Here is a 21,333-nt window from a genome sequence, read left to right as displayed (position 1 = left end):
GTCTGCCGTCGGCCGGCGCCGGAGGGCACCGGCCGGCGACTGCGAACTCATATCAGGGTGATGGTGATCATCTCTTCCGTACGACCACGAAGTCGGCCAGTGCGGTGAACTGCTCCCGCACCCGCGCCGGCATGTCCACCTCGTGCAGCGCGGCGATCGCGACCGCGTGCTGGCGGCGGGCCTCCTGGGAGGTCCACTCGCGGCCTCCGGCCTCCTCGATGAGGGAGGCCCGGTAGGCGAAGTCCTCCTCCGTGAAGGAGGCGAACTCGCTGGACTTGGCGTCCTCGGCGAGCAGTCGCCCGAGCCGCTCGGAGGCCTCGCCGCCCGCGGCGAGGGCGGCGACGACCGGGAGGGACTTCTTGCGCTGGCGCAGGTCGCTCCAGGTCTGCTTGCCGGTGGCGTCCGGGTCGCCCCAGATGCCGAGCAGGTCGTCCACGGCCTGGAAGGCGAGGCCGAGGTGGTAGCCGTACTCCTCCAGCTTGTCGGCGGTCCGGTCGTCGCAGCCCGCGAGGACGGCGCCGATGGAGGCGGCGCAGGCGAGCAGGGCGCCGGTCTTGTTGCCCTCCATCTCCAGGCACTCCTCGACGGTGACCCGCTCGCGGTGCTCGTAGGAGATGTCCTGCGCCTGCCCGTCGATGAGCTTGCGGTTGGCGGTGGTGAGGCGGCGGGTGGCGCGGCCGGCCTCGGCGGTGCCGAGTTCGAGCAGCACCTCGTTGGCGAGGGCGGAGAGCGCGTCGCCGACGAGGATCGCCTGCGCGGGCCCGTGCACCTTCCACACCGTGTCGCGGTGGCGGCGCTGCTCGTCGCCGTCCATCAGGTCGTCGTGGAGCAGCGAGAAGTTGTGGACGAGCTCCACGGCGACGGCGCCGGGGATCCCGACCTCGGGCGCGACGCCCGCGGCCTCGGCCGACATCAGGGCGAGCGCCGGGCGGACGGCCTTGCCGCTGTCGGCGTCCGTCGGGTTGCCGTGGGCGTCGATCCAGCCGAAGTGGTAGGCGGCCACGGTGTTCATGGGTGGTGCGAGGCGGTCGACGGCCGCCCGCAGTACGGGGGTGGACAGGGTCCGCCCCCGCTCCAGCAGTGCGGACACGTCCGCGGTGTCGACGGCCGGATTCTCCGGCTGCACTGTCGGCACGGTCTCTCCTCTTGTTCCGGTACTCACACTCATACCGCCTCCTGCAGCGGATGGTCATGGCGGCGGCCGAGGGCGGAGAGCGCGGCGCCCGCGGCGCTGAACCCGCTGCGGACGGCACCCTCCATGGTCGCGGGCCAGCCGGTGGCGGTCCAGGCCCCGGCCAGATACAGCCCCGGGGCCCTGGTGCGGGCGCCGGGCCTGAGGCGGCCGACGCCCGGGGCGGGGGCGAACGTGGCCGTCCGCTCCCTGGTGACGAAGAAGTCGCGGATCCCCGCGCCGCGGGCGGCGGGCAGCAGCCGCTCCAGCTCGGGGAGGTACTTCGCGCGCAGGGCGGCGACGGGTTCGTCGATCTCGTCCTGGGCGGCGGACTGCGAGATGGCGAGGTACTGGCCGCCGCCGGTGAGCCCGGAGGAGTCGGTGCGGTCGAAGACCCACTGCACCGGGGAGCCGAGCGCGGTGAAGAAGGGCCGCTTCAGCACCTTGCGGTCGTAGACGACGTGCAGGTTGAGGATGGGGGCGGTGGCGATGTCGAGGAGCCGGTCGGGGTCGTCGAGGGCGCCTTCGGGGAGCAGGCCGTGGGTCTCGTGCTGGGGTACGGCGAGGACGACGGCGTCGGCCTCGATCCGCTCCCCCGGTACGTCGACGGCCCAACGCCCGTCGTCGGTACGGGAGATCCGCTCGGCCTTGGTGCGCAGCGCGGTGCGGACGCCGAGGGCGTCGAGCTCCTTCGCGGCCCGGGTGTCGTGGAGTTCGCCGAGCGGGACGTGGGCCCAGCCGATGTCGGCGGCGCCGGGCTCGGAGAGGAGTCCGGTCTTGAAGACCATCGCGGCGAGCCCCATGGAGGCCTGCGGGGCGGGGGCGTTGAGGGTGGGGATGCCGACGAGGTCCCAGAGGGCCTCGACGGTCCGCGGGGACTGTCCGTGCCGGCCGAGCCAGGTGGCGAAGTCGATGCCGTCGAGCGCCGGGTCGGCGGGGTCGAGCTTCTTCAGGGCGAGCGCGGCCCGGCCGACGGAGGCCCGCTCGGCGAGCGAGAGGTGCGGGTAGGTGGCGAGGCTGCGCGCGAGGTGCAGCGGTACGGGCAGGCCGTCGCGGCGGATCCGGCCGAGCCGGGGGCCGCGGGGGTGCGCGACGTCGAGGACGGGGACGTCCAGGCGGTCCTGCAGGGGCGCGAGCGCGGCCCCGTCGACCCGGTCGAGGAACCAGCGGTACGCGGTGCAGCAGCGCAGGTAGACGTGCTGACCGTTGTCGACGGTCAGGTCCCCCCGCCGGAAGGAGAAGGCGAGCCCTCCGAGCCGGGGCCGCCCTTCGAGCAGGGTGACCCGCACACCGCTCTCGGCCAGCTGGAGCGCGGCGGTGATCCCGGCGAGCCCTCCACCGACGACGACGGCACTGGACCGCGGGTCACCGCCGGTGCGGGCACCGACCCCCGTGCCGGTGCTCCCACCCGTGTCCGTACGGGAGGCCGGTCCGGCTCCGGTGGACGCGCCCGTGTCGGGGAGCGGCCCGGCGGCGGCCGGCGGGGTGTTCCGTTCGGTCTCTTCGGGGTTCACGCGGCCTCCGTTCGGGTCGTCGGGGTCGGATCGGGCACCTCGGGCAGGGACGCCGTGAGGGCCTCCGGGGTTGCCCGGGAGGGGGACGGGCGCATCAGGCGCGCCTCCTGACGGTGCGGCGGGCGATGTGGCGGGTGTCGAGGCCGGAGAGCCCGCGCACCGCGACGTACGCCTTCTCGCGGCCCGGCAGCGAGACGCGGCCGCGCAGGACGGCCCCGGGGTCGCGCTCGATCCGGTCGAGGAGGCGCCGGTAGATGCCGGCCATGGCGGCGACGCAGGCGCCGCTGCGCCGGTCGAGCATGGGCAGGAGCCGGTAGCCCTCGGCGAACAGGGCGCGGGCGCGCCGCACTTCGAAGTGGACGAGCCCGGCGAAGTCGGCGCCGGGGGCCGGGGTGTCGCTGCCGAAGCCGTCCGAGCAGCCGAACTTGGCGAGGTCGTCGGCGGGCAGGTAGGTACGGCCGTTCCCGGCGTCCTCGCGTACGTCCCTGAGGATGTTGGTGAGTTGGAGCGCGAGGCCGAGGGTGTCGGCGTACTCGGGGGCGCGGTCGGCGCCCTGGGCGCCGGGCTGGGTGCCGAAGACGCCGAGGGAGAGCCGGCCGATCGCGCCGGCGACGCAGCGGCAGTAGACCTTGAGGTCGTCCCAGGTCTCGTAGGTCGCGCCGCGGACGTCCATGAGGACGCCGTCGATGAGCTCGTCGAGGCCGCCGAGCGGGATCGGGAAGCGACGGGCCGAGTCGGCGAGGGCGACGGCGACGGGGTCGATGTCGTCCTCCTCCACCAGGCCCTTGCGGACGCGGTCGAGGACGTCCCGGGTGGCTTCGAGCCGCTCCCGCTTCTCCTCGGGCGCGAGCGTGCCGTCGCCGATGTCGTCGACGCGCCGCGAGAAGGCGTACAGCGCGGACATCGCCTGCCGCTTCTCGGCCGGCAGCAGCCGGATGCCGTAGGCGAAGTTGCGGGCCTGCTGTCCGGTGACCGCCTCGCAGTAGCTGTAGGCGGCCTGGACCGGTGCGGACGGCTGGTGCTGTGCCTCCACGGTCGCGCTCACCCCTCTTTCCGCGCCCGGAGCAGTACCGCTCCCGCCTGGCGCATCAGGCTCGGCTTGGTGGACTTCGGCGGGCCGGCCAGTACGTCGAACCCGGCGTCCCGGACGGCGTCGAGCGCCGCGAGGCCCCCGGCGGTGAATCCGGCGAGGAGGAGGCGGAGGCGTCCGTGGACGCTGCCGACGAGCGGGGCGCCCGCGTGCAGGAGGGCGCGGGCCCGCTCGGCCTCGAAGGCGACCAGGGCCCGCACGGAGGCGCCGGCGGTGGGCGCGGCGAGGTCGTCCTCGGTGACGCGGAAGCGCTCCAGGTCCTCGGCCGGCAGGTAGATCCGGTCGCGGGCGAGGTCCTCGGCGACGTCCTGGAGGTGCTCGACGATCTGGAGGGCGGTGCAGATCTCGTCGGAGCGCCGGATCCGCTCGGGGGTGTCGGTGCCGGTGATCGAGAGGACGAGCCGGCCGACGGGGTTGGCGGAGAGCTCGCAGTACGCGAGGAGCTCGTCGTACGTCTCGTAGCGGCGGACCAGCTGGTCCTGCCGGTTGGCGGCGATCAGGCCGAGGAAGGGACCGGGGGTGAGCCCGCACCGGCGGACGGTCGGCTGGAGGGCGCGCAGCAGGGGGTGGTGCGGGGTGGAGTCGAAGACGCGGTGGAGGTCGGTCTCGAAGGCGTCGAGGAGGGCGAGCCGGTCCTCCGCGGCTTCGGGGGCGACGCCGAGGTGGCGGGCGTCGGCGCCGCCGGGGGCGAGGTCGCCGTCGCCGATGTCGTCGACGAGCCGGGCGAATCCGTAGACGGCCATGAGGTCGTCGCGCCAGGCGCGGGGCAGGAAGAAGGGGGCCACGGGGAAGTTCTCGTCCGCGGCCTTGCCGAGTGTGGCGCGCGAGGAGGCGTCGGTGCGCGCCTGCCGGGTCTCCGTCACTGGGCGCTTCCCGACGGAGGGACGGCGACACCCTCGTGGAGCTGGAGATTCTGCGTCATGGCCGTCACGACTCCCGTTCTACACTGCCGATCCAATCCATCCTATTTCGGACACGCCGCCGACCCCTGCCCGTGGGGCCGCCACCCGCGGGGCCCGATGGCCGCGGGGTATCGCCCTACTTGCCGCGAAACAGACCGGTCCAGCTTACGTTGTACGACGACCTTCGCCATTCCGGGGTGGCGGGCGTCGCGGACCCCACCCGTACGGGTCGTCAACCAGCCCGCACCACAAGGGAGTTGGGGGTCAGACGGTGCCCGCTCCGGAGACCACCATGGCGAGGGTGGCCTCGACGACGACGCTCCTCCCCTGCGGGGAGAGGCGGCGCAGCGGCCCGTCGACCAGGAGGAGTGACAGTCCGTGCACGGCCGACCACGCCGCGGCGCCGGTGGCGGGGCGGGCCCCGGGGCGCCCGGTGCCGGGCCGACCCAGCACGTCGAGCGCCTCCCTGAGCAGGGTGAACGCGCGGATCTCGGGTTCGCCGGGCGGCCGCTCGGGGGTGCTCTCGCCGGCCGCGTGGGGGCGGGGCACGCAGAACGCGGACCGGTAGAGGCCGGGCTGTTCCACGGCGAAGCCGACGTAGCCCCGGCAGAGGGCGGCGACCCGGCGCTCGGCCGCGAGGACGGGGTCGTCGGCGCCGGGCTCGCGGGCGGCGGCGCGCTCCATGGAGGCGGCGAGCTCCCGCCGGGCGTGGGCCCGGACGGTGCGCAGGAGTTCGCCGCGGCCGTCGAAGTGCCGGTAGGCGGCGGTGGGCGAGACGCCGACCCGGCGGGCGGCCTCGCGCAGGACGACCCGCTCGGGGCCGCCTTCGGTGGCGAGGTCGACGGCCGCACAGATCAGCGCGTTGCGCAGATCGCCGTGGTGGTACGTCTTTCCCGCCGAGGTCGCAGCCATGGGCTCATCCTGCCCGAAGTTAACCGCATGAACATTCCAGGTGGGGGTCGCGACGCGCGAAAAACGGAAGAGCCTCTACCGGATGAATCCGGTAGAGGCTCTTCACGGGCCTCAGCGCGCGGTCTCGCGCTCGTACGCCTTGAGGACCTCGTCCGTGGGGCCGTCCATCAGGAGCTGCCCCTTCTCCAGCCAGAGCACCCGGTCGCAGGTGTCCCGGATGGACTTGTTGCTGTGGCTCACCAGGAAGACCGTGCCGGCCTCCTTGCGGAGCTCGCGGATGCGCGCCTCGGAGCGGATCTGGAACTTGCGGTCACCGGTCGCCAGCGCCTCGTCGATGAGGAGGACGTCGTGGTTCTTGGCGGCCGCGATGGCGAAGCGGAGCCGGGCGCCCATGCCGGAGGAGTACGTCCGCATCGGCAGGCTGATGAAGTCGCCCTTCTCGTTGATGCCGGAGAAGTCGACGATGTCCTCGTAGCGGGACTTCACCTCCTCGCGGCTCATGCCCATGGCGAGGCCGCCGAGGATCACGTTGCGCTCGCCGGTGAGGTCGTTCATGAGGGCCGCGTTGACGCCCAGGAGCGAGGGTTGCCCGTCGGTGTAGACCTTGCCGCTCTCGGTGGGGAGCAGTCCGGCGATGGCGCGCAGCAGTGTGGACTTGCCGGAGCCGTTGGTGCCGATGAGGCCGATGGCCTCGCCCTTGTACGCGGTGAAGGTGACGCCGCGGACGGCGTGGACCTTGCGGACGCCGCGGGAGACCTCGGCCTGGCCGCGGCCGACGATCCGGCTGAGCGCCGCGGTGGCGCTGCCCTTGCCTCCGCCACCGGCGTTGACCCGGTAGACGATGTGGACGTCGTCGCAGATGACGGTGGGGACGTTGCTCTGGGTCGTGTCAGCCACGGCCGTACCTCTCCTCGGCCTTCCAGAAGTAGACGAAACCGCCGATGCCGAAGACCAGGGCCCAGGCGAGGGCGGTGATCCAGACGTGGTCCGGCAGGTTGTGCGCGCCGTAGCCCTCGATGAGGGCGTAGCGGATGAGGTCCATGTAGACGGCCGCCGGGTTGTACATGAGGACGTCGGCGATCCACGCGGGCTTGTCGGCCAGCATCGCGGAGATCGAGAACATGACGCCCGAGGCGTACATCCAGGTGCGCATGATGAAGGGCATCAGCTGCGCGAGGTCGGGCGTCTTGGCGCCCATCCTGGCCACGATCATCGAGAGGCCCGTGTTGAACACGAACTGCAGCAGCAGCGCGGGGATCAGCAGCAGCCACCGGAGGGAGGGGTAGCTGCCGAAGAAGACCGCGACCAGCACGAGCACGATCATCGAGTACAGCAGCTGCTGGAGCTGCTGGAGCGAGAAGGAGATCGGGAGGGTGGCGCGGGGGAAGTGCAGGGCCCGGACGAGGCCCAGGTTGCCCGAGATCGCCCGCACACCGGCCATGACCGAGTTCTGGGTGAAGGTGAACACGAAGATGCCGGTGACGAGGAAGGGGATGTAGACCCCCTTGGACATGCCCCGGCCGGCGTCCAGGATGAGCCCGAAGATCAGGTAGTAGACCAGGGCGTTCAGCAGCGGGGTCGCCACCTGCCAGATCTGGCCGAGCTTGGCCTGGCTGTACTGGGCGGTCAGCTTCGCGGAGGAGAAGGCCACGATGAAGTGGCGGCGGCTCCACAGGTCGCGGACGTACTCGAACAGGCCGGGCCGGGCGCCGCTGACGGCCAGGCCGTACTTCGCGGCGAGGGCGGCCGGCTCCAGGCCCTCGTCGACGGAGGACGGAGGCGCGCTCGTCGCGACCGCCCCGCCCAGGTGTGTGTCACTCACAGTCGAAACTTTCGTGTTCAAGATGCGCGGCACGTGAAGTACCACGATGTCAGACGACCGGGGGGCGACCCAGCCGGGTCAGCCGCCACACCGTACGCCACCTCATGGGCCGGCGCGGTCCGCAGGGGGTCGTCCAACCCGCGCGGAATCCGCCGAGCCACGCCTTCACCGCGGAGGGCGAGGGCCGCCGGGCCAGGGTGAGCAGCAGCCAGACGCCGAGGTAGACCGGCACCAGCGGTGCGGGCAGATTGCGACGTGCCAGCCACACTCGGTTGCGGGCCACGTTGAAGTGGTACGAGGCGTGCCGTGACGGGGCCGTGGTGGGGTGCAACAGCACCATGTCGGAACGGTAGTCGATCATCCAGTCGGCGTCGAGGGCGCGCCAGGCGAGGTCGGTCTCCTCGTGCGCGTAGAAGAACTCGTCCGGCAGACCGCCGACTTCGGCGAAGACCTTGGTGCGGACGGCGTTGGCTCCGCCGAGGAAGGTGGTGACCCGTGAGGAGCGCATCGGGTCGGCCGCGCGGAGCCGCGGCACGTGCCGGCGCTGGGTGACCCCGGTCTCCGGATCGGCGATCCGGAAGCTGATGATGCCGAGGCGCGGATCGGCGGTGAAGGCCTGCCGGACCAGCTCGGCGGTGTCCGTGTGGGCGAGCAGCCCGTCGTCGTCGAGGAAGAGCAGGACGTCGACGTCGGTGCCGCCGGGGCCGAAGGCCTCGATGCCGACGTTCCGGCCGCCGGGGATGCCGAGGTTCTCGGGCAGGTCGACGGTCCGGACCCAGTCGGGCACCCCGGTGACCGGGGTGCCCTGACCGACGACGACGACCTCGATCGGGTCGCCCTCCTGCTTCGCGACCGAGTCGATCAGCGCGCGCAGGTCGTCGGGGCGGTTGCCCATCGTGATGATGACGGCACCCACCCTGAGCGGCGTGCTCACGGCCGGCCTCACTTCAGCCTGCTGGAGACCATGATCGACACCAGGTGCAGCACGGTCTGGAGCAGCGCGATGCCGGCGAGGACGGCGACACCGAGCCGGGAGAAGAAGAGGTCCCCCCGGACCTGGTCCGCGATCGCCAGGACCACGATGAGCAGCGAGGCCTCGATGCCGAGGACGAGCCGGTGGAACTTGAGCGCGGCGGCGGCCCGGCGGGCCAGCGCCATGCCGGAGGAGCGCGGCTCGGAGGCCGCCTCCTTGACCGGCGGCAGACCGCCCTGGTGGCGGGCGACGCCGACGAGGTCGGTCTCGGCCTTGATCAGGATGGCGCCGAGGGCGGCGAGCGTGCCCAGGAAGGCCCAGAGCCAGTCGATCCGGCCCGTGCCCCACAGGTCGGCGGCGCGCAGGCCGAAGCCGACGAGCACGGCCGCGTCGCACAGGTAGGCGCCGACCCGGTCCAGGTAGACCCCGGCCAGCGAGTACTGCTTCTTCCAGCGGGCCACCTCGCCGTCGACGCAGTCGAGCAGCAGGTAGAGCTGGACCATGAGCGCGCCGAGCAGCGCCCCCGGGATCCCCGGCACGAGCAGCGCCGGGGCGGCGAGGACGCCCGCGAGCGTCATGACGTACGTCAGCTGGTTCGGCGTGACCCTGGTGCCGACGAGCTGACGGGTGATCCTGAGCGAGATCTCCCGCATGTAGAGGCGGCCGCCCCAGTGCTCGCCGCTCCGCCGGTCCTTCACACCCGGCGGGTGGACGACCGGGCGGAGTTCGGCCACCGTGGGCTTCCGCGCAGGACGGGGCTCAGCTACCGATGGATTTTGCATAGTCGGCGTACGCGTCCCTGATCTCGTCGTCGGACAGGTCGAGGTGTTCGAGGATGGTGAAGCGGCCCGGCCGGGTCTGCGGGGCGAAGGACACCGCCTGGACGAACTCGTCCACCGTGAAGCCCATCTCCTCCGGCAGGACGGGCAGCCCGTGCCGGCGCAGGGTCTCGACCATCACCGCGGAGGTGTCCCGCGCGCCGCGCAGGTGCATCGCGAAGGCCGCGCCGAGACCGCACTGCTCGCCGTGGCTGGCCGCGCGGGTCGGGAAGAGCAGGTCGAAGGCGTGGCTGATCTCGTGGCAGGCGCCCGAGGAGGGGCGGCTGTCGCCGCTGATGGACATGGCGATGCCGGACATCACCAGGCCCTCGGAGAGCGTGACGAGGAAGTCGTCGTCGCCCACGCCGCCGGGGTGGCGGAGCACGGCCTCGCCGGCGCTGCGGGCCATGGCGGCGGCCAGGCCGTCGACCTTCTCGCCGGTCTCGCGGTGGGAGAGCTCCCAGTCCTCGATCGCGGAGAGGTTGGAGATCGCGTCGCCGATGCCGGAGCGGATGTAGCGGACCGGCGCGTCCCTGATCACGTCCAGGTCGATGACCAGCGCGATCGGGGTGGGCACGCCGTAGGAGCCGCGGCCGTTGTCGTTGTCCAGCGTGGAGATCGGCGAGCAGATCCCGTCGTGCGACAGGTTGGTGGCGATGGCCACCAGCGGCAGCCCGACCCGGGCCGCCGCGTACTTGGTCACGTCGATGATCTTGCCGCCGCCGAGGGCGACCACGGCGTCGTACCGCTTGCCGCGCATGGCGTCGGCGAGCTTGACGGCCTCGTCGATGGTGCCGCCCGAGACCGGGTACCAGTCGGCACCCGGCAGCTCGGGGGCGAAGTGGTCGCGCAGCTTGAGGCCCGAGCCGCCGCTGATGGCGACGGCGATCTTGCCGTTGCTGGAGATCCGCTGGTCCGCGAGGAGCGCGGACAGGTCGTCCAGCGCTCCCCGGCGGATGTCGACGACGACCGGCGAGGGGATCAGCCGGGTCAGTACTGGCACGCGATCTCACGGCCCTTCGCGAGGTCGTCGTGGTTGTCGATCTCGACCCACTTGACGTCACCGATGGGCTCGACGTCGACGACGAAGCCGCGGTTGACGAGCTCCTGGTAGCCGTCCTCGTAGTAGAGGTCGGGGTCGCGCTCGAAGGTCGCCTTGAGGGCGTCGGCGAGCTCCTCGGCGGCCTCGGCCTCGATGAGCGAGACGCCGATGTACTCGCCGGTGGCGGTGGCCGGGTCCATGAGCTTGGTGATGCGCTGGACGCCCTTGCCCTCGGCGGTGACGACCTTCATCTCCTCGTCGGCGAGGTGCTTCACCGTGTCGAGGGCGAGGATGATCTTCTTGCCCTCGCCGCGGGCGGCGAGCAGGGTCTTCTCGACGGAGACCGGGTGGACGGTGTCGCCGTTGGCGAGGATCACACCGCGCTTGAGGACCTCGCGGGCGCACCACAGGGAGTAGGCGTTGTTCCACTCCTCGGCCTTGTCGTTGTCGACGAGGGTGAGGGACAGGCCGTACTTGGCCTCCAGGGCCTCCTTGCGGGCGTAGACGGCCTCCTTGCGGTAGCCGACGACGATCGCGACCTCGGTGAGGCCGATCTCGGCGAAGTTCTTGAGCGTGCCGTCGAGGATGGTCAGCTCGTTCTCGGTGCCCTCGCCGGACACGGGCACGAGGGCCTTCGGAAGCGTCTCGGTGTAGGGGCGCAGACGCCGTCCGGCACCGGCTGCCAGTACGAGGCCGATCATGCTGTTTCTCCTTCGTCGTGAACGGCGGGTGCTCCGGCGGAGACCCAGAAGCGGATGGACTCCACGAGCACCACGAGGGCGACGGCTGCCGCGAGCGCGGTCAGCGCCAGGGTGAAGTCGTCGCCGCGGTCCGCCAGGAGGGCGGCGAGGACGGTCACCAGGAGCGTGCGCCCCTCGTGTCCGCCGGTGACGCGCACCAGCCAGGCGGGCGGCGCGCCGGTGCCGCCGCGAATGCGGTACACCGTGTCGTAGTGATGGTAGGCGACGGCCGCGACCAGCCCGAATGCGGCGGGGAGCGCCTGGGGCGCGTCCGACTTCGCCGCGAGGATCAGGACCGTGCCGTACTCGGCGGCGCGGAAGAGCGGGGGGAGCAGCCAGTCGAGGGGGCCCTTGAGGGGCTGGGAGACGGCGAGTCCGGACAGGAGCGCGTAGGCGACGGCGCCGCCGGACGCGGCCCAGGGGTCGCCCTGGACGAGGGCCGAGCCGAGCAGGGCGACCGCGCCGAGGGCCGCGAGCAGCGGCGTGCTCGCATAGTGGCGGGCGTCACGGGACCGGAGCCGCGCGACGGTCCCGGCGATCGGGCCCGAGTCCGTGAGGTCCGCCAGCGCCTGCGCCGCCCGGTCCGTGCGCTTGGCCTTGCGGGTCAGGGAGCGCAGGACGCGCCCCGCCGTGGTGTAGCAGGCGCCGAAGGCGCAGCCGACGATCAGGGCCCAGAAGACGATCCGGGGGCTGGTGGCGGCGGTGAGGACGGCGATCATCGCCCAGCGCTCGCCGATCGGCAGGATGATCATGCGGCGGGCCCAGACCGTCCAGCCGACGCTGTCCAGCCTGCTGGAGAGGGCGGCGGTCGGGCTGGTGTTGGCCGTGGCGTCGTGGTTGGCCTCGTTGAACGAGAAGTCCACGACGTGCCGGCAGGTCATGAGGACCATCGCGCCGAGCGCGAGGGCCCAGACGTCGTCGCCGTCGCGGGCGGCGCCGAGGGCGAGGCCCGCGTAGAAGGCGTACTCCTTGGCCCGGTCGAAGGTGGCGTCGAGCCAGGCGCCCATCGTCGAGTACTTGAGCGCGTAGCGGGCGAGCTGCCCGTCGGTGCAGTCGAGGACGAAGGAGACCAGGAGGAGGACGCCGGCGGCGATGTAGCCGCCGCGCTCGCCGGTCGCCGCGCAGCCGGCCGCGATCAGCGCGGTGAGCAGCGAGGCGGTGGTGACCTGGTTGGGGGTGAGGCCGCGGCGCGCGCACCAGCGGGCGATGTAGCGCGAGTACGGGCTGATGAAGAAGGTGGTGAAGAAGCCGTCGTGCGCCTTGACGGCCGAGCGCAGGCGGACGGCCTCGTCGTCGACGGCGTCGACGGCGGCGCGGGCCGCGTGGCGGGCCTCGGCGTCGGTGGGCACGGTGGCGACGAGGGTGCCGAGCTGGGGCCGGTGGACGGCGACGCCGTCGGCGTCGAGGGCGTCGGCGAGCGCGTCCGCCAGGCCGTCGGTGAGCGTGCCGGTGCCGGCGGCCCCGGGGGTCGCGGAGACCGCGGCCAGGGCGCGGGCGAGCGCGGGGCGGGCCTCGCGCTGCGCGGTGAGCGCGCCGGGGGCGGCGGCCGCGGGGAAGCGGGGGTCGGTCAGGGCGAGGCGCAGCGCGTGCAGGTGGCCGACGAACCGGGGGTCGACGAGCGCGACGCGCTCGCCCGCCGGGACGGCGGCGAGGAGGGCTCCGGCCTCCTCGGCGCCGGAGGCGATCCGGACGTCGAAGCCGAGCGACCGCAGATCACCGTCGAGCGAGGATCCGGGTGCCGGCGGGCCGGTGAGGATGGCGGTCGACAGACGAACTCACTCCTTGGAGCTGACGGAGGGGCCGGCGGGGCCATGGCGGCCCCGGGCGCGGCGGTGTGGCCCGGCACCGGGCGGCGACACGTCGGCTGAGGCTATCGGATGAACGGAACGTGAGTTCACCGAGGCTTCGCCCGCAGGCCTCCCCCGGGACGGTGCGTGTCCGTCCGGGTGCGAAGCGTCCCGCGGAGATCATCATGGGCGATCGGCGGCCCGCCCCACAAACCTCGACCCGGGAGGCCACTGGCACCCCCTGCCCGTTCCGGCGTCGCCGCAGGTCAGAGCATATGACAACGGTGTTCAGTACCGTGTTGCGCATACCCCCCACCCGTAGTTCACTTGCGAATCTGGGACCGCCGAGAAACACGGACGACACGACCGGGAGGCCTTGTCATGGGGGCTGGACACGACCACGGGCACAGCCACGGCGGCCCGCCGCCGACGGGCACCGCGGCGGCGGCGTACAGGAACCGGCTGCGGATCGCGCTCGGCATCACGCTCTCCGTGATGGTGATCGAGATCATCGGCGGTCTGGTCGCCGACTCGCTCGCGCTGATCGCGGACGCGGCCCACATGGCGACCGACGCCGTCGGCCTCGCGATGGCGCTCCTCGCGATCCACTTCGCGAACCGGCCGCCCACGGAGAACCGCACGTTCGGGTACGCCCGGGCCGAGATCCTGGCGGCTCTCGCCAACTGCCTGCTGCTGCTCGTCGTCGGCGGTTACGTGCTGTACGAGGCGATCCAGCGGTTCATCGAGCCGGCCGAGACCAAGGGCGGGCTGGCGATCGCGTTCGCGGTGATCGGCCTGGTGGCCAACGTGGTCTCGCTGTCGCTGCTCGTGCGGGGCCAGAAGGAGAGCCTCAATGTCCGCGGGGCGTATCTGGAGGTGCTCGCGGACGCGCTGGGTTCGGTCACCGTGATCGTCGCGTCCGGGATCATCCTGGCCACGGGCTGGCAGTACGCCGACCCCATCGCCTCGATCGTGATCGGCCTGATGATCGTGCCGCGGACGGTCAAGCTGCTGCGGGAGACCCTGGACGTGCTCCTGGAGGCGGCCCCCAAGGGCGTCGACATGGCGGACGTACGGGCGCACATCCTGGCCCTGCCGGGCGTCGAGGGCGTGCACGACCTGCATGCCTGGACGATCACCTCGGGCATGCCGGTGCTCTCCGCGCACGTGGTCGTCGACCAGGAGGCGCTGGACTCGGTCGGGCACGAGAAGATGCTGCACGACCTCCAGGGCTGCCTGGGCTCCCACTTCGACGTGGAGCACTGCACCTTCCAGCTGGAGCCGGTCGGGCACGCGGAGCACGAGGCGAAGCTCTGCCTGTGAACCCGGGCGCCTGTTAGTCTCTTCGTACGAACGCGTGTGGAGAGGAGCTGAGGTTGATGACCGTCGCGATGGAGGCTGCCCCGTGCGGCAGCGCCCGGTCGTCCCTCAGCCTCCGGGTCTCCGGCTGACCTGATCCCGGTTCTTCCCACCGGTACGTCACGTCGTCGGCCGGGGCCCTTTTTCACCCAAAGGGTTTCCACGTTGTCCGACAACGCTCTGCACGACTCCTTCTTCGCCCTGCACCACGGCCTTCCGCGCCAGGGTCCGGGCTCCGACACCACCACCCGTCGGCTCCTCGCGCTCGCGGGGCCGCTTCCCGAGCGTCCGCGCGTGCTCGACCTGGGCTGCGGCCCCGGCCGCTCCGCGCTGCTCCTGGCCGCCGAGGCGAACGCCGAGGTGACCGCCGTCGACACCCACGAACCGTTCCTCGCGGAACTGCGGCAGACCGCCGCCGCCCGCGGGCTCGACGGTTCAGTCCGCACCCTGAACGCCGACATGGGCGCGCTGCCGTTCCCCGACGGCTCCTTCGACCTGGTCTGGGCCGAGAGCTCGGTCTTCGTCCTCGGCTTCGACCGGGCCCTCGCCGAGTGGCGCAGGCTCCTCGCGCCCGGAGGCACCCTGGTGCTCACCGAGTGCGTCTGGACCACCGGGGAGCCGGGCCCGGTGGCCCGCGCCTTCTGGGAGGACCACTACACCCTGCGTACGGTCGCCGGGAACGCGGCGGCGGCGATCGGGGCCGGCTACCACGTCCTGGGGACCGTCCCGCAGCCCGAGGGCGACTGGGACGAGTACTACGTCCCGCTCGCCGCGCATGCCGACGCGGCCGACACCGCCGTCCCCGGCATGGCCGAGGCGGTGGCGGGGGCGCGCGCCGAGATCGCGCTGCGGCGCGAGCACGGCTCCGAGTACGGGTACGCGGGCTTCGTCCTGCGGCCCGCCGACCCGCGCTGGCGCACCCGCCCGGAGACGGACGCGGACGTCGCGGAGATCCGGCGGGTGGTGTCGACGGCCTTCGGGTCGGAGGCCGCCCCCTCGGAGACGGAGGCCGACCTCGTCGAGGCGCTCCGGGCCGACGACGCCTGGCTGCCGGGCCTGTCGTACGTGGCAGAGGCCCCGGACGGCACGGTCGCGGCGCACGCCCTGATCACCCGCTGCCGGGTGGGCGGCGCCCCCGCGGCCGCGCTCGCCCCGGTCTCGGTGGCTCCGGCGCACCAGCGGACGGGGGCCGGGCAGGCCGTCGTCCGGGCGGTGCTCGACGCGGCCAGGCTGCGCGGTGAGCCGCTCGTGCTCGTCCTGGGCCATCCGGGGTACTACCCGCGGTTCGGGTTCGTACGGGCGTCCGAGTACGGAATCAAGCCAGGTTTCGAGGTGCCGGACGAAGCGATGATGGCGCTCGTCCTGGACGGTTCCGCACCCGTACCCGCGGGCACGCTCGTCTATCCGGCACCTTTCGGGGTGTAGTGCCCGATTGACGGTCCGCCGCTCCCACCGCGCCGGGGCGTACTCCGGTGCGGTGGGAGCGGCCACGTCCGGCCGCCGAAGTACGGACAAGCCGGTTTTGTACGGCAGACTGTGGTGGCCCCACCGGGCCGAGGACCGATGCGAAGGATGGGTATGCCGATCACACCAGCCACCGCGGCTCAGATCTCGCCGGAGATCGCGTCGAACGGCGTCCAGCCGTCCGGAGTCCCGGCGCCGATCATGCTCGAACTGGTCGACGAGGAGGGGAGGACCATCGGCACCGCGGAGAAGCTCGCCGCGCACCAGGCGCCGGGGCAGCTCCACCGCGCCTTCTCCGTCTTCCTCTTCGACGAGTCGGGCCGGCTGCTGCTCCAGCGGCGGGCGCTCGGCAAGTACCACTCCCCCGGCGTCTGGTCGAACACCTGCTGCGGCCACCCCTACCCGGGCGAGGCGCCGTTCGCCGCGGCGGCCCGGCGCACCTTCGAGGAGCTGGGCGTCTCGCCGACGCTGCTCGCGGAGGCCGGCACCGTCCGCTACAACCACCCGGACCCGGCCTCGGGCCTGGTGGAGCAGGAGTTCAACCACCTCTTCGTCGGCCTGGTGCAGGCCGACCCGCGGCCGGACCCGGAGGAGATCGAGTCCACCGAGTTCGTGACCGCCGACGAGCTGATCGAGCGGCACGAGGCCGTGCCCTTCTCCGCCTGGTTCATGACGGTCCTGGACGCGGCGCGTCCGGCGATCAGGGAGCTGACGGGCCCGTCCGGGGGCTGGTGACCTCCGGCGTCACGGGCGCGCCTCCCCGGCCCCGGTGCCATCGGGGCCGGGGCGCCCGTCCGCCCCTCCGCGCCGACCCCTCTGTTTCGCACCTGGCGGGAGGGCCGGGCGGGAGGGTCAGGCGGGCCCCAGGGGCAGCGCCGCCCAGATGATCTTCCCGCCGCTCGCGGTGTGCTCGACGTCGCAGGTGCCGCCGGCCTCCTGGGCGATCTCGCGGACCAGGAGGAGTCCCCGGCCTCCGGTCTGCCCCCAGTCCGCCTCCAGGGCCTTGGGGCGGTACGGGTGGTTGTCCTCGACGGACACCCTGATCCACTCGGGGCCGATCGCGACCTCCACCGCTATCTCCGGGGAGAGCAGGGCCGCGTGCCGCACGGCGTTGGTCACCAGCTCGGAGACGATCAACAGCAGGCCGTCCATGATCTCCTCATGGACGGGGACGCCCTGGCGGACCAGCAGGTCGCGTACGGCGTGCCGGGCCTGCGGGACGGAGACGTCGACCGCCGCAGCGGTGAAGCGCCAGACTCCTTCGTAGGACGGTTGCCGGGCGGGGACGCCTCCGTGGGTCCCCACGGTCCCGTTCCCACCCTCGTGCTCGATTCTCGCCACGGATCGAGTCTTGGCAATGCGCGCGGGCAGACCGGCCTACTGACCAGAAGTCGACACTTATCGGCCGCCTTCTGATCGGCTGAGTATGCCAACGTCAGTTGTTCGACTGTTCCTGTGCGCTTTCTGAGGATTCCGGAAGCGGGTCCTCCGTCGGCGCCGACGGAGTCACCATACTGACGATCCGTCTGCCGCCCACCCCGATCGCGATCAGCCCGAGCCCGTCGAAGAGCAGCGCGAGCGAGAAGAAGACGCCGAGGACGTACAGGCTGCTGTGCGGCCAGTCGAACAGGACGAGCAGGCCGAGCAGCAGACCGAAGGCGCCCTGGAGCAGCGTCCAGCCGAACTGCGGCCCGCGCACCACCACGCTGCCGACCAGCCGGAAGAGCCCACCGGTCAGGAACAGCAGCGCGGCGAACATCGTCAGCGCCTCCGCCGAGCCCTCCGGATGGCGGATGACCACGACACCGGCCGCGATGTTCAGGGCGGCCACCACCGCGGCGAGCCAGAAGTAGCTGGTGCCCCGGGACTGGACGGCCTGGAGCAGCCCCACGACACCGCCGATCAGCAGCAGCCAGCCGAAGAGCAGCATGGACGTGAGCGTGGCGGCGGCGGTGTAGATCAGGCCGACGACACCGCCGACCACGAGCAGGACGCCCAGGACGGCCAGCCGGCTGAAGCTGCGGCTGAGCTTCTTCCCCTCGCGCCTCATCTCCCGGACCGGGTCCGGGCCGCTCTGCGTCCCGCGGGCGTCCTCGGCCATGCGCTGCCTCCTCGGAGCGGCCCCTTCCTGATCGTACGTTCGGGCCCGGCCGATAGCATCCGCCCCATGGAGCCGCAGCTGAAGGACAGCGTCACGGACGGGATCGCCACCGTCGTCATCGCCAACCCCGCCAAGCGCAACGCCATGAGCGCCGGGATGTGGCGCGCCCTGCCCGGCGTCCTGGAGCGGCTCGCCGCCGACTCGGCCGTCCGGGTCCTGGTGCTCACCGGCGAGGGCGACACCTTCTGCGCCGGGGCGGACATCTCGACGCTGCGGGAGCCCGGGGACGAGCAGCAGGCCCTCGCGGTGCGGGCCGAGGAGGCCCTCGCGGCCTTCCCCAAGCCGACCCTCGCCGCAGTCCGGGGCTTCTGCGTCGGTGGCGGCAGCCAGCTCGCCGCCGCCTGCGACCTGCGCTTCGCCGAGGAGGGCGCCCGGTTCGGGATCACGCCCTCGAAGCTCGGCATCGTCTACCCGTCCTCCTCGACCCGCAGGCTCACCGCCCTGGTCGGGCCCTCGACCGCCAAGTACCTGCTGTTCTCGGGCGAGTTGATGGAGGCGGAGCGGGCGCTGCGGACCGGGTTCGTGGACGAGCTGCACCCGGCGGGCGCGCTGGACAAGCGGGTCGCCGAGTTCTCCCGGCTGCTCGCCTCCCGCTCGCTGCTCACCCAGGCGGCGGCCAAGGAGTTCGCCGACGGACGTCTGGACCGGGACGCCCACTGGGCGGAGCAGGCGCGCGGCAGCGGCGACACCGCCGAGGGCGTCGCCGCCTTCCTGGAGCGCCGCGCACCCCGCTTCACGTACGGGCTCTGAGGCTCAGCCGACCTTCTGGCCGCGCCACTGCGCCACGATCGCGGCCGGGGCCTTCTCCGGCGAGCCCGCGTCGTACGGCGGCTGCGGGTCGTACTCGGTGAGCAGCTGGATCGTCTGGGCGGTCTCGTCACCGGCGATCCGGCCGAGCAGGTGCAGCGCCATGTCGATGCCGGAGGAGACGCCGGCGGCCGTCACGTACTTGCCGTCGAAGACGACCCGCTCGCCGGTGGGTTCGACGCCGAGGGCCCGCAGTTCGTCGAAGGCGAGCCAGTGGGTGGTCGCCCGCCGGTCCTTCAGCAGGCCCGCCGCGGCGAGGACCAGCGCGCCGGTGCAGACGGAGGTGGTCCAGGTGCTGGTGGCGTCGGCAGTGCGGAGCCAGTCGAGGATCTCCGGGTCGTCCATGGCCACCCGCGCGTCGGGCCCGCCGGGGACCAGGACGATGTCCGGGCTCGGAACCTCGGCGAGGCTCCGGTCGGCGACCAGCGCCAGGCTCCCCTGGTCGTTGCGGACGGGTCCGGCCTCCTTGGCCACGAACACGGTCTCGGCCCCGGGGAGCCGGCCGAGCAGCTCGTACGGGCCGACGGCGTCGAGGGTGGTGAAGCGGTCGTAGAGCAGGACGGCGATCTGCATGCGGGTTCCTTTCGAGGGGCGGGGTCGCTGGTGGCGCGGCAGGTCGACCACAGGTCCATCGGCGAAGGGTCGGCACACAGAGGGATCCCTTCCGGACGGCGCTCGGTCGACCACGGGTTGGATGACGACGGCGGAAGCCGACGACGGCGGAGGCTGACGGGTCAGGCGCGCACAGCGTGGAAGCGGCGGCGGTACTCCGTCGGGGCGGTGCCCAGGGCCTTCAGGAAGGCGCGGCGCATCGTCTCTGGGGTGCCGTACCCCGAGGCGCGGGCGATCTCCTCGACGCCGCCCGAGGTCTCCTCCAGGAGGCGGCGGGCGTGTTCGAGGCGGATCCGGTCGGCGTAGCGGCCGGGCGGGACGCCGGTCTCCGCGTGGAAGGCGCGGGCGAAGTGGCGGGGCGAGAGCCGGGCGCGGGCGGCCAGCGCGTCGACGGAGAGGTCCCCGTCGGGGTGTTCGCTGATCCATTGCTGGAGGTCCCGCAGCGGCTCCCGGCGGGCGGTCTGGGCGGACAGCTGGGCGCTGAACTGGGCCTGGTTGCCGGGGCGGCGCAGGAAGACGACCAGGCGGCGGGCGACGGCGAGGGCGACGTCCCGGCCGAGGTCCTCCTCGACGAGGGCGAGGGCCAGGTCGATGCCGGCGGTGACCCCGGCGGAGGTGGAGAGCCGCCCGTCCCGCACGAAGATGGGGTCCGGGTCGACCTCGACCCGGGGGTAGCGGCGCGCGAGGTGCTCGCAGGCGATCCAGTGGGTGGTGGCCCGGTGTCCGTCGAGGAGCCCGGCCTCGGCGAGGAGCAGGGCCCCGGTGCAGACGGAGACCAGCCGCTCGGCCCGCGGGGCGTGCTCGCGCAGCCAGTCGACCAGGGCCGGCTCGGGGGCGCGGGTGCCTTCGCCGCCGGGGACGACGAGGGTGTGCGGCGGCCCGTCGGCGACCGCCGCGTCCAGGGAGGCGTCCGGGAGGAGGCGCAGTCCGCTGCGCGTACGGACCGGTCCGCCGTCCAGTGAGGCGGTGCGGATCGGGTACGCGGACGGGTCCCCGGCGGCGCGGGCGGCACCGGCGAACACCTCGACGGGGCCGGTGACGTCGAGGCTCTGCACGTCGTCGAAGAGGACGACGAGGACGGGTCGTTGCGTCATGGCTCCATCCTTCGCGGACCCGGCGGTGTCCGCAACGACGGGGAACCCACCTTTCCTGCCATGTGTTCCCGCCGTTCCCGTCGTACCGACCAGTCGGTAATCTTCGGGTCCATGACGACTTCTCTCCCCCCGCGCGCGGGACGCCACTGTCACAACGCCCTCAACCCGCTGCACTCCACGCTGTACTTCTCGCCCGATCTGGACCGCGAGTTCGCCGCCCTCGGCTTCACCGACCAGAGCGCGATGCGGCTCGCCGCGCGCAGCGCCGCCCTTGGCGCGGTGGGCGCGGGCACGGTCGCCGCGACCTTCTACAACTACAACCACGAGTTCCTCGCCCGGCACCTCCCGGCCGTCTGGGAGACCGCCTCCCCCGCCGAGGTCCTGGACGCGCGCCTGCGGACCGCCGACGCGACCCTGCGCCGGCTGCTCGGCGACGAGGCCGTCTCCTCCCCGGAGATGGCCGAGGCGGCGGAGCTCGCCCTGCGCGCCACCGAGGCCTGCACCCGGCACGCCCGGCCGCTCTACTCGGCCCATGCCGACCTCCCGGTGCCCGAGCAGCCCCACCTCGCCTACTGGTACGCCGCCACGCTGCTGCGCGAGCACCGGGGCGACGGGCACCTCGCGGCGCTGCTCTCCGCCGGGCTCGACCCCGTCGAGGCCCTCGTCTCGCACACCGCCACCGGCAAGGGCATGGCGCCGCGCTGGATCCTCGGCACGCGCGGCTGGCGGCGGGCCGACTGGGACGCGGCGGCGGAGCGGCTGCGCGAGCGCGGGCTCCTCGACGCGGACGGCGAGCTGACGGAGTCGGGCACGGCCCTGCGCACCGAACTGGAGGAGCGGACCGACCGGCTGGACTCCGCCCCGTACGAGCACCTCGGCGCGGCCGGGGTCGAGCGCCTCACCGAGCTGGGGCGCGGCTTCCTGTTCGCGGCGGCCGGTGCGGGCGCCTTCCCGGCGGACCTGGTCGGCAAGGGCTGATCCGGCCCCGGGGACGCGCGCGGGACGGGTCGGTTGCCGCGTACGGGTGAGCGACCCGGCAGAATGCACTCGCAAGCTTGAGGCACG

Annotated in this window: 21 protein-coding genes; 5 read left to right on the top strand and 16 right to left on the bottom strand. The window is 72.9% G+C overall.

Going from position 1 to position 21,333, the window contains the following annotated elements:
- Positions 1 to 67: 67 nt before the first annotated feature.
- The 12 genes from ACH4TP_RS12000 to ACH4TP_RS11945 form a co-directional block, all read right to left on the bottom strand.
- Positions 68 to 1,168 (bottom strand): polyprenyl synthetase family protein, encoded by a 1,101-nt coding sequence (locus ACH4TP_RS12000; RefSeq protein WP_389230920.1) that lies wholly within the window; start codon positions 1,166 to 1,168, stop codon positions 68 to 70.
- Positions 1,165 to 2,685 (bottom strand): hydroxysqualene dehydroxylase HpnE, encoded by a 1,521-nt coding sequence (gene hpnE / locus ACH4TP_RS11995; RefSeq protein ID WP_398437313.1) that lies wholly within the window; start codon positions 2,683 to 2,685, stop codon positions 1,165 to 1,167. The genes ACH4TP_RS12000 and hpnE overlap by 4 nt, the downstream gene beginning before the upstream one ends.
- A gap of 94 nt (positions 2,686 to 2,779) precedes the next feature.
- The gene (gene hpnD / locus ACH4TP_RS11990) at positions 2,780 to 3,730 is read right to left on the bottom strand and encodes a presqualene diphosphate synthase HpnD (RefSeq protein ID WP_398437311.1); all 951 of its coding nucleotides are present in this window, start codon (positions 3,728 to 3,730) and stop codon (positions 2,780 to 2,782) included.
- Positions 3,727 to 4,638, bottom strand: coding sequence for a squalene synthase HpnC (gene hpnC, locus ACH4TP_RS11985; protein WP_398437309.1), 912 nt, complete (start codon positions 4,636 to 4,638; stop codon positions 3,727 to 3,729). The genes hpnD and hpnC overlap by 4 nt, the downstream gene beginning before the upstream one ends.
- 303 nt (positions 4,639 to 4,941) lie before the next feature.
- Positions 4,942 to 5,589 (bottom strand): TetR/AcrR family transcriptional regulator, encoded by a 648-nt coding sequence (locus ACH4TP_RS11980; protein WP_398437308.1) that lies wholly within the window; start codon positions 5,587 to 5,589, stop codon positions 4,942 to 4,944.
- 111 nt (positions 5,590 to 5,700) lie between these two features.
- On the bottom strand, positions 5,701 to 6,486 hold the full coding sequence (locus tag ACH4TP_RS11975; RefSeq protein WP_389230909.1) for an ABC transporter ATP-binding protein: 786 nt from the start codon (positions 6,484 to 6,486) through the stop codon (positions 5,701 to 5,703).
- Positions 6,479 to 7,411 carry an ABC transporter permease gene (locus ACH4TP_RS11970; RefSeq protein ID WP_389230906.1) on the bottom strand — a complete coding sequence of 311 codons (933 nt, stop codon included), beginning with the start codon at positions 7,409 to 7,411 and terminating at the stop codon, positions 6,479 to 6,481. The genes ACH4TP_RS11975 and ACH4TP_RS11970 overlap by 8 nt, the downstream gene beginning before the upstream one ends.
- Before the next feature lie 49 nt (positions 7,412 to 7,460).
- Positions 7,461 to 8,306 (bottom strand): glycosyltransferase family 2 protein, encoded by an 846-nt coding sequence (locus tag ACH4TP_RS11965; protein WP_389231299.1) that lies wholly within the window; start codon positions 8,304 to 8,306, stop codon positions 7,461 to 7,463.
- 47 nt (positions 8,307 to 8,353) lie between these two features.
- A complete protein-coding gene (locus tag ACH4TP_RS11960; RefSeq protein WP_389230903.1) occupies positions 8,354 to 9,166 on the bottom strand; it encodes a CDP-alcohol phosphatidyltransferase family protein in 813 nt (270 codons plus the stop codon).
- Complete coding sequence (locus tag ACH4TP_RS11955; RefSeq protein WP_389230901.1) at positions 9,144 to 10,205, bottom strand: iron-containing alcohol dehydrogenase family protein; 1,062 nt, start codon at positions 10,203 to 10,205, stop codon at positions 9,144 to 9,146. The genes ACH4TP_RS11960 and ACH4TP_RS11955 overlap by 23 nt, the downstream gene beginning before the upstream one ends.
- Positions 10,193 to 10,945 (bottom strand): sugar phosphate nucleotidyltransferase, encoded by a 753-nt coding sequence (locus ACH4TP_RS11950; RefSeq protein WP_389230898.1) that lies wholly within the window; start codon positions 10,943 to 10,945, stop codon positions 10,193 to 10,195. The genes ACH4TP_RS11955 and ACH4TP_RS11950 overlap by 13 nt, the downstream gene beginning before the upstream one ends.
- Positions 10,942 to 12,753, bottom strand: a complete 1,812-nt coding sequence (locus ACH4TP_RS11945) for a DUF5941 domain-containing protein (protein ID WP_398437840.1) — start codon at positions 12,751 to 12,753, stop codon at positions 10,942 to 10,944. The genes ACH4TP_RS11950 and ACH4TP_RS11945 overlap by 4 nt, the downstream gene beginning before the upstream one ends.
- Before the next feature lie 399 nt (positions 12,754 to 13,152).
- On the opposite strand from ACH4TP_RS11945, the gene ACH4TP_RS11940 reads away from it, so the two are divergent.
- The 3 genes from ACH4TP_RS11940 to idi all read left to right on the top strand — a co-directional run bounded on the left by ACH4TP_RS11940 (position 13,153) and on the right by idi (position 16,329).
- Entirely contained in the window at positions 13,153 to 14,094 is a 942-nt protein-coding gene (locus ACH4TP_RS11940) for a cation diffusion facilitator family transporter (protein WP_389230895.1), read from the top strand.
- Between the two features lie 201 nt (positions 14,095 to 14,295).
- A complete protein-coding gene (locus ACH4TP_RS11935; protein ID WP_398187244.1) occupies positions 14,296 to 15,555 on the top strand; it encodes a GNAT family N-acetyltransferase in 1,260 nt (419 codons plus the stop codon).
- A gap of 153 nt (positions 15,556 to 15,708) precedes the next feature.
- Positions 15,709 to 16,329: an isopentenyl-diphosphate Delta-isomerase gene (idi, locus tag ACH4TP_RS11930; RefSeq protein ID WP_389230889.1), complete on the top strand. Its 621-nt coding sequence runs from the start codon at positions 15,709 to 15,711 to the stop codon at positions 16,327 to 16,329.
- Positions 16,330 to 16,446: 117 nt separating this feature from the next.
- Here the strand turns inward: idi and ACH4TP_RS11925 are convergent, their stop codons facing one another.
- Both ACH4TP_RS11925 and ACH4TP_RS11920 read right to left on the bottom strand, forming a co-directional pair.
- Entirely contained in the window at positions 16,447 to 16,935 is a 489-nt protein-coding gene (locus tag ACH4TP_RS11925; protein ID WP_398437304.1) for an ATP-binding protein, read from the bottom strand.
- A 94-nt stretch (positions 16,936 to 17,029) separates the two neighbouring features.
- A complete protein-coding gene (locus ACH4TP_RS11920; RefSeq protein ID WP_389230886.1) occupies positions 17,030 to 17,695 on the bottom strand; it encodes an HdeD family acid-resistance protein in 666 nt (221 codons plus the stop codon).
- A 66-nt stretch (positions 17,696 to 17,761) separates the two neighbouring features.
- Between ACH4TP_RS11920 and ACH4TP_RS11915 the strand changes: the two genes are divergently transcribed.
- The gene (locus tag ACH4TP_RS11915) at positions 17,762 to 18,505 is read left to right on the top strand and encodes an enoyl-CoA hydratase/isomerase family protein (RefSeq protein ID WP_398187238.1); all 744 of its coding nucleotides are present in this window, start codon (positions 17,762 to 17,764) and stop codon (positions 18,503 to 18,505) included.
- A 3-nt stretch (positions 18,506 to 18,508) separates the two neighbouring features.
- Here the strand turns inward: ACH4TP_RS11915 and ACH4TP_RS11910 are convergent, their stop codons facing one another.
- On the bottom strand, positions 18,509 to 19,135 hold the full coding sequence (locus tag ACH4TP_RS11910; protein WP_389230880.1) for a DJ-1/PfpI family protein: 627 nt from the start codon (positions 19,133 to 19,135) through the stop codon (positions 18,509 to 18,511).
- 161 nt (positions 19,136 to 19,296) lie between these two features.
- Complete coding sequence (locus tag ACH4TP_RS11905; protein ID WP_398437302.1) at positions 19,297 to 20,268, bottom strand: GlxA family transcriptional regulator; 972 nt, start codon at positions 20,266 to 20,268, stop codon at positions 19,297 to 19,299.
- 111 nt (positions 20,269 to 20,379) lie between these two features.
- Between ACH4TP_RS11905 and ACH4TP_RS11900 the strand changes: the two genes are divergently transcribed.
- A complete protein-coding gene (locus ACH4TP_RS11900) occupies positions 20,380 to 21,246 on the top strand; it encodes a hypothetical protein (RefSeq protein ID WP_389230874.1) in 867 nt (288 codons plus the stop codon).
- Positions 21,247 to 21,333: the final 87 nt, after the last annotated feature.

This window comes from Streptomyces sp. NPDC021012 (genome assembly GCF_044333355.1).
Classification (GTDB): domain Bacteria; phylum Actinomycetota; class Actinomycetes; order Streptomycetales; family Streptomycetaceae; genus Streptomyces.
This window is presented reverse-complemented; position numbering and strand designations above follow the sequence as displayed.

Coding starts and splice junctions, on each gene's coding strand:
- ACH4TP_RS12000 (WP_389230920.1), bottom strand. CDS start 1,168: ATGAGTGTGAGTACCGGAACAAGAGGAGAGACCGTGCCGACAGTGCAG.
- ACH4TP_RS11980 (WP_398437308.1), bottom strand. CDS start 5,589: ATGGCTGCGACCTCGGCGGGAAAGACGTACCACCACGGCGATCTGCGC.
- ACH4TP_RS11965 (WP_389231299.1), bottom strand. CDS start 8,306: ATGGGCAACCGCCCCGACGACCTGCGCGCGCTGATCGACTCGGTCGCG.
- ACH4TP_RS11960 (WP_389230903.1), bottom strand. CDS start 9,166: ATGCAAAATCCATCGGTAGCTGAGCCCCGTCCTGCGCGGAAGCCCACG.
- ACH4TP_RS11950 (WP_389230898.1), bottom strand. CDS start 10,945: ATGATCGGCCTCGTACTGGCAGCCGGTGCCGGACGGCGTCTGCGCCCC.
- ACH4TP_RS11940 (WP_389230895.1), top strand. CDS start 13,153: ATGGGGGCTGGACACGACCACGGGCACAGCCACGGCGGCCCGCCGCCG.
- idi (WP_389230889.1), top strand. CDS start 15,709: ATGCCGATCACACCAGCCACCGCGGCTCAGATCTCGCCGGAGATCGCG.
- ACH4TP_RS11920 (WP_389230886.1), bottom strand. CDS start 17,695: ATGGCCGAGGACGCCCGCGGGACGCAGAGCGGCCCGGACCCGGTCCGG.
- ACH4TP_RS11915 (WP_398187238.1), top strand. CDS start 17,762: ATGGAGCCGCAGCTGAAGGACAGCGTCACGGACGGGATCGCCACCGTC.
- ACH4TP_RS11910 (WP_389230880.1), bottom strand. CDS start 19,135: ATGCAGATCGCCGTCCTGCTCTACGACCGCTTCACCACCCTCGACGCC.
- ACH4TP_RS11905 (WP_398437302.1), bottom strand. CDS start 20,268: ATGACGCAACGACCCGTCCTCGTCGTCCTCTTCGACGACGTGCAGAGC.
- ACH4TP_RS11900 (WP_389230874.1), top strand. CDS start 20,380: ATGACGACTTCTCTCCCCCCGCGCGCGGGACGCCACTGTCACAACGCC.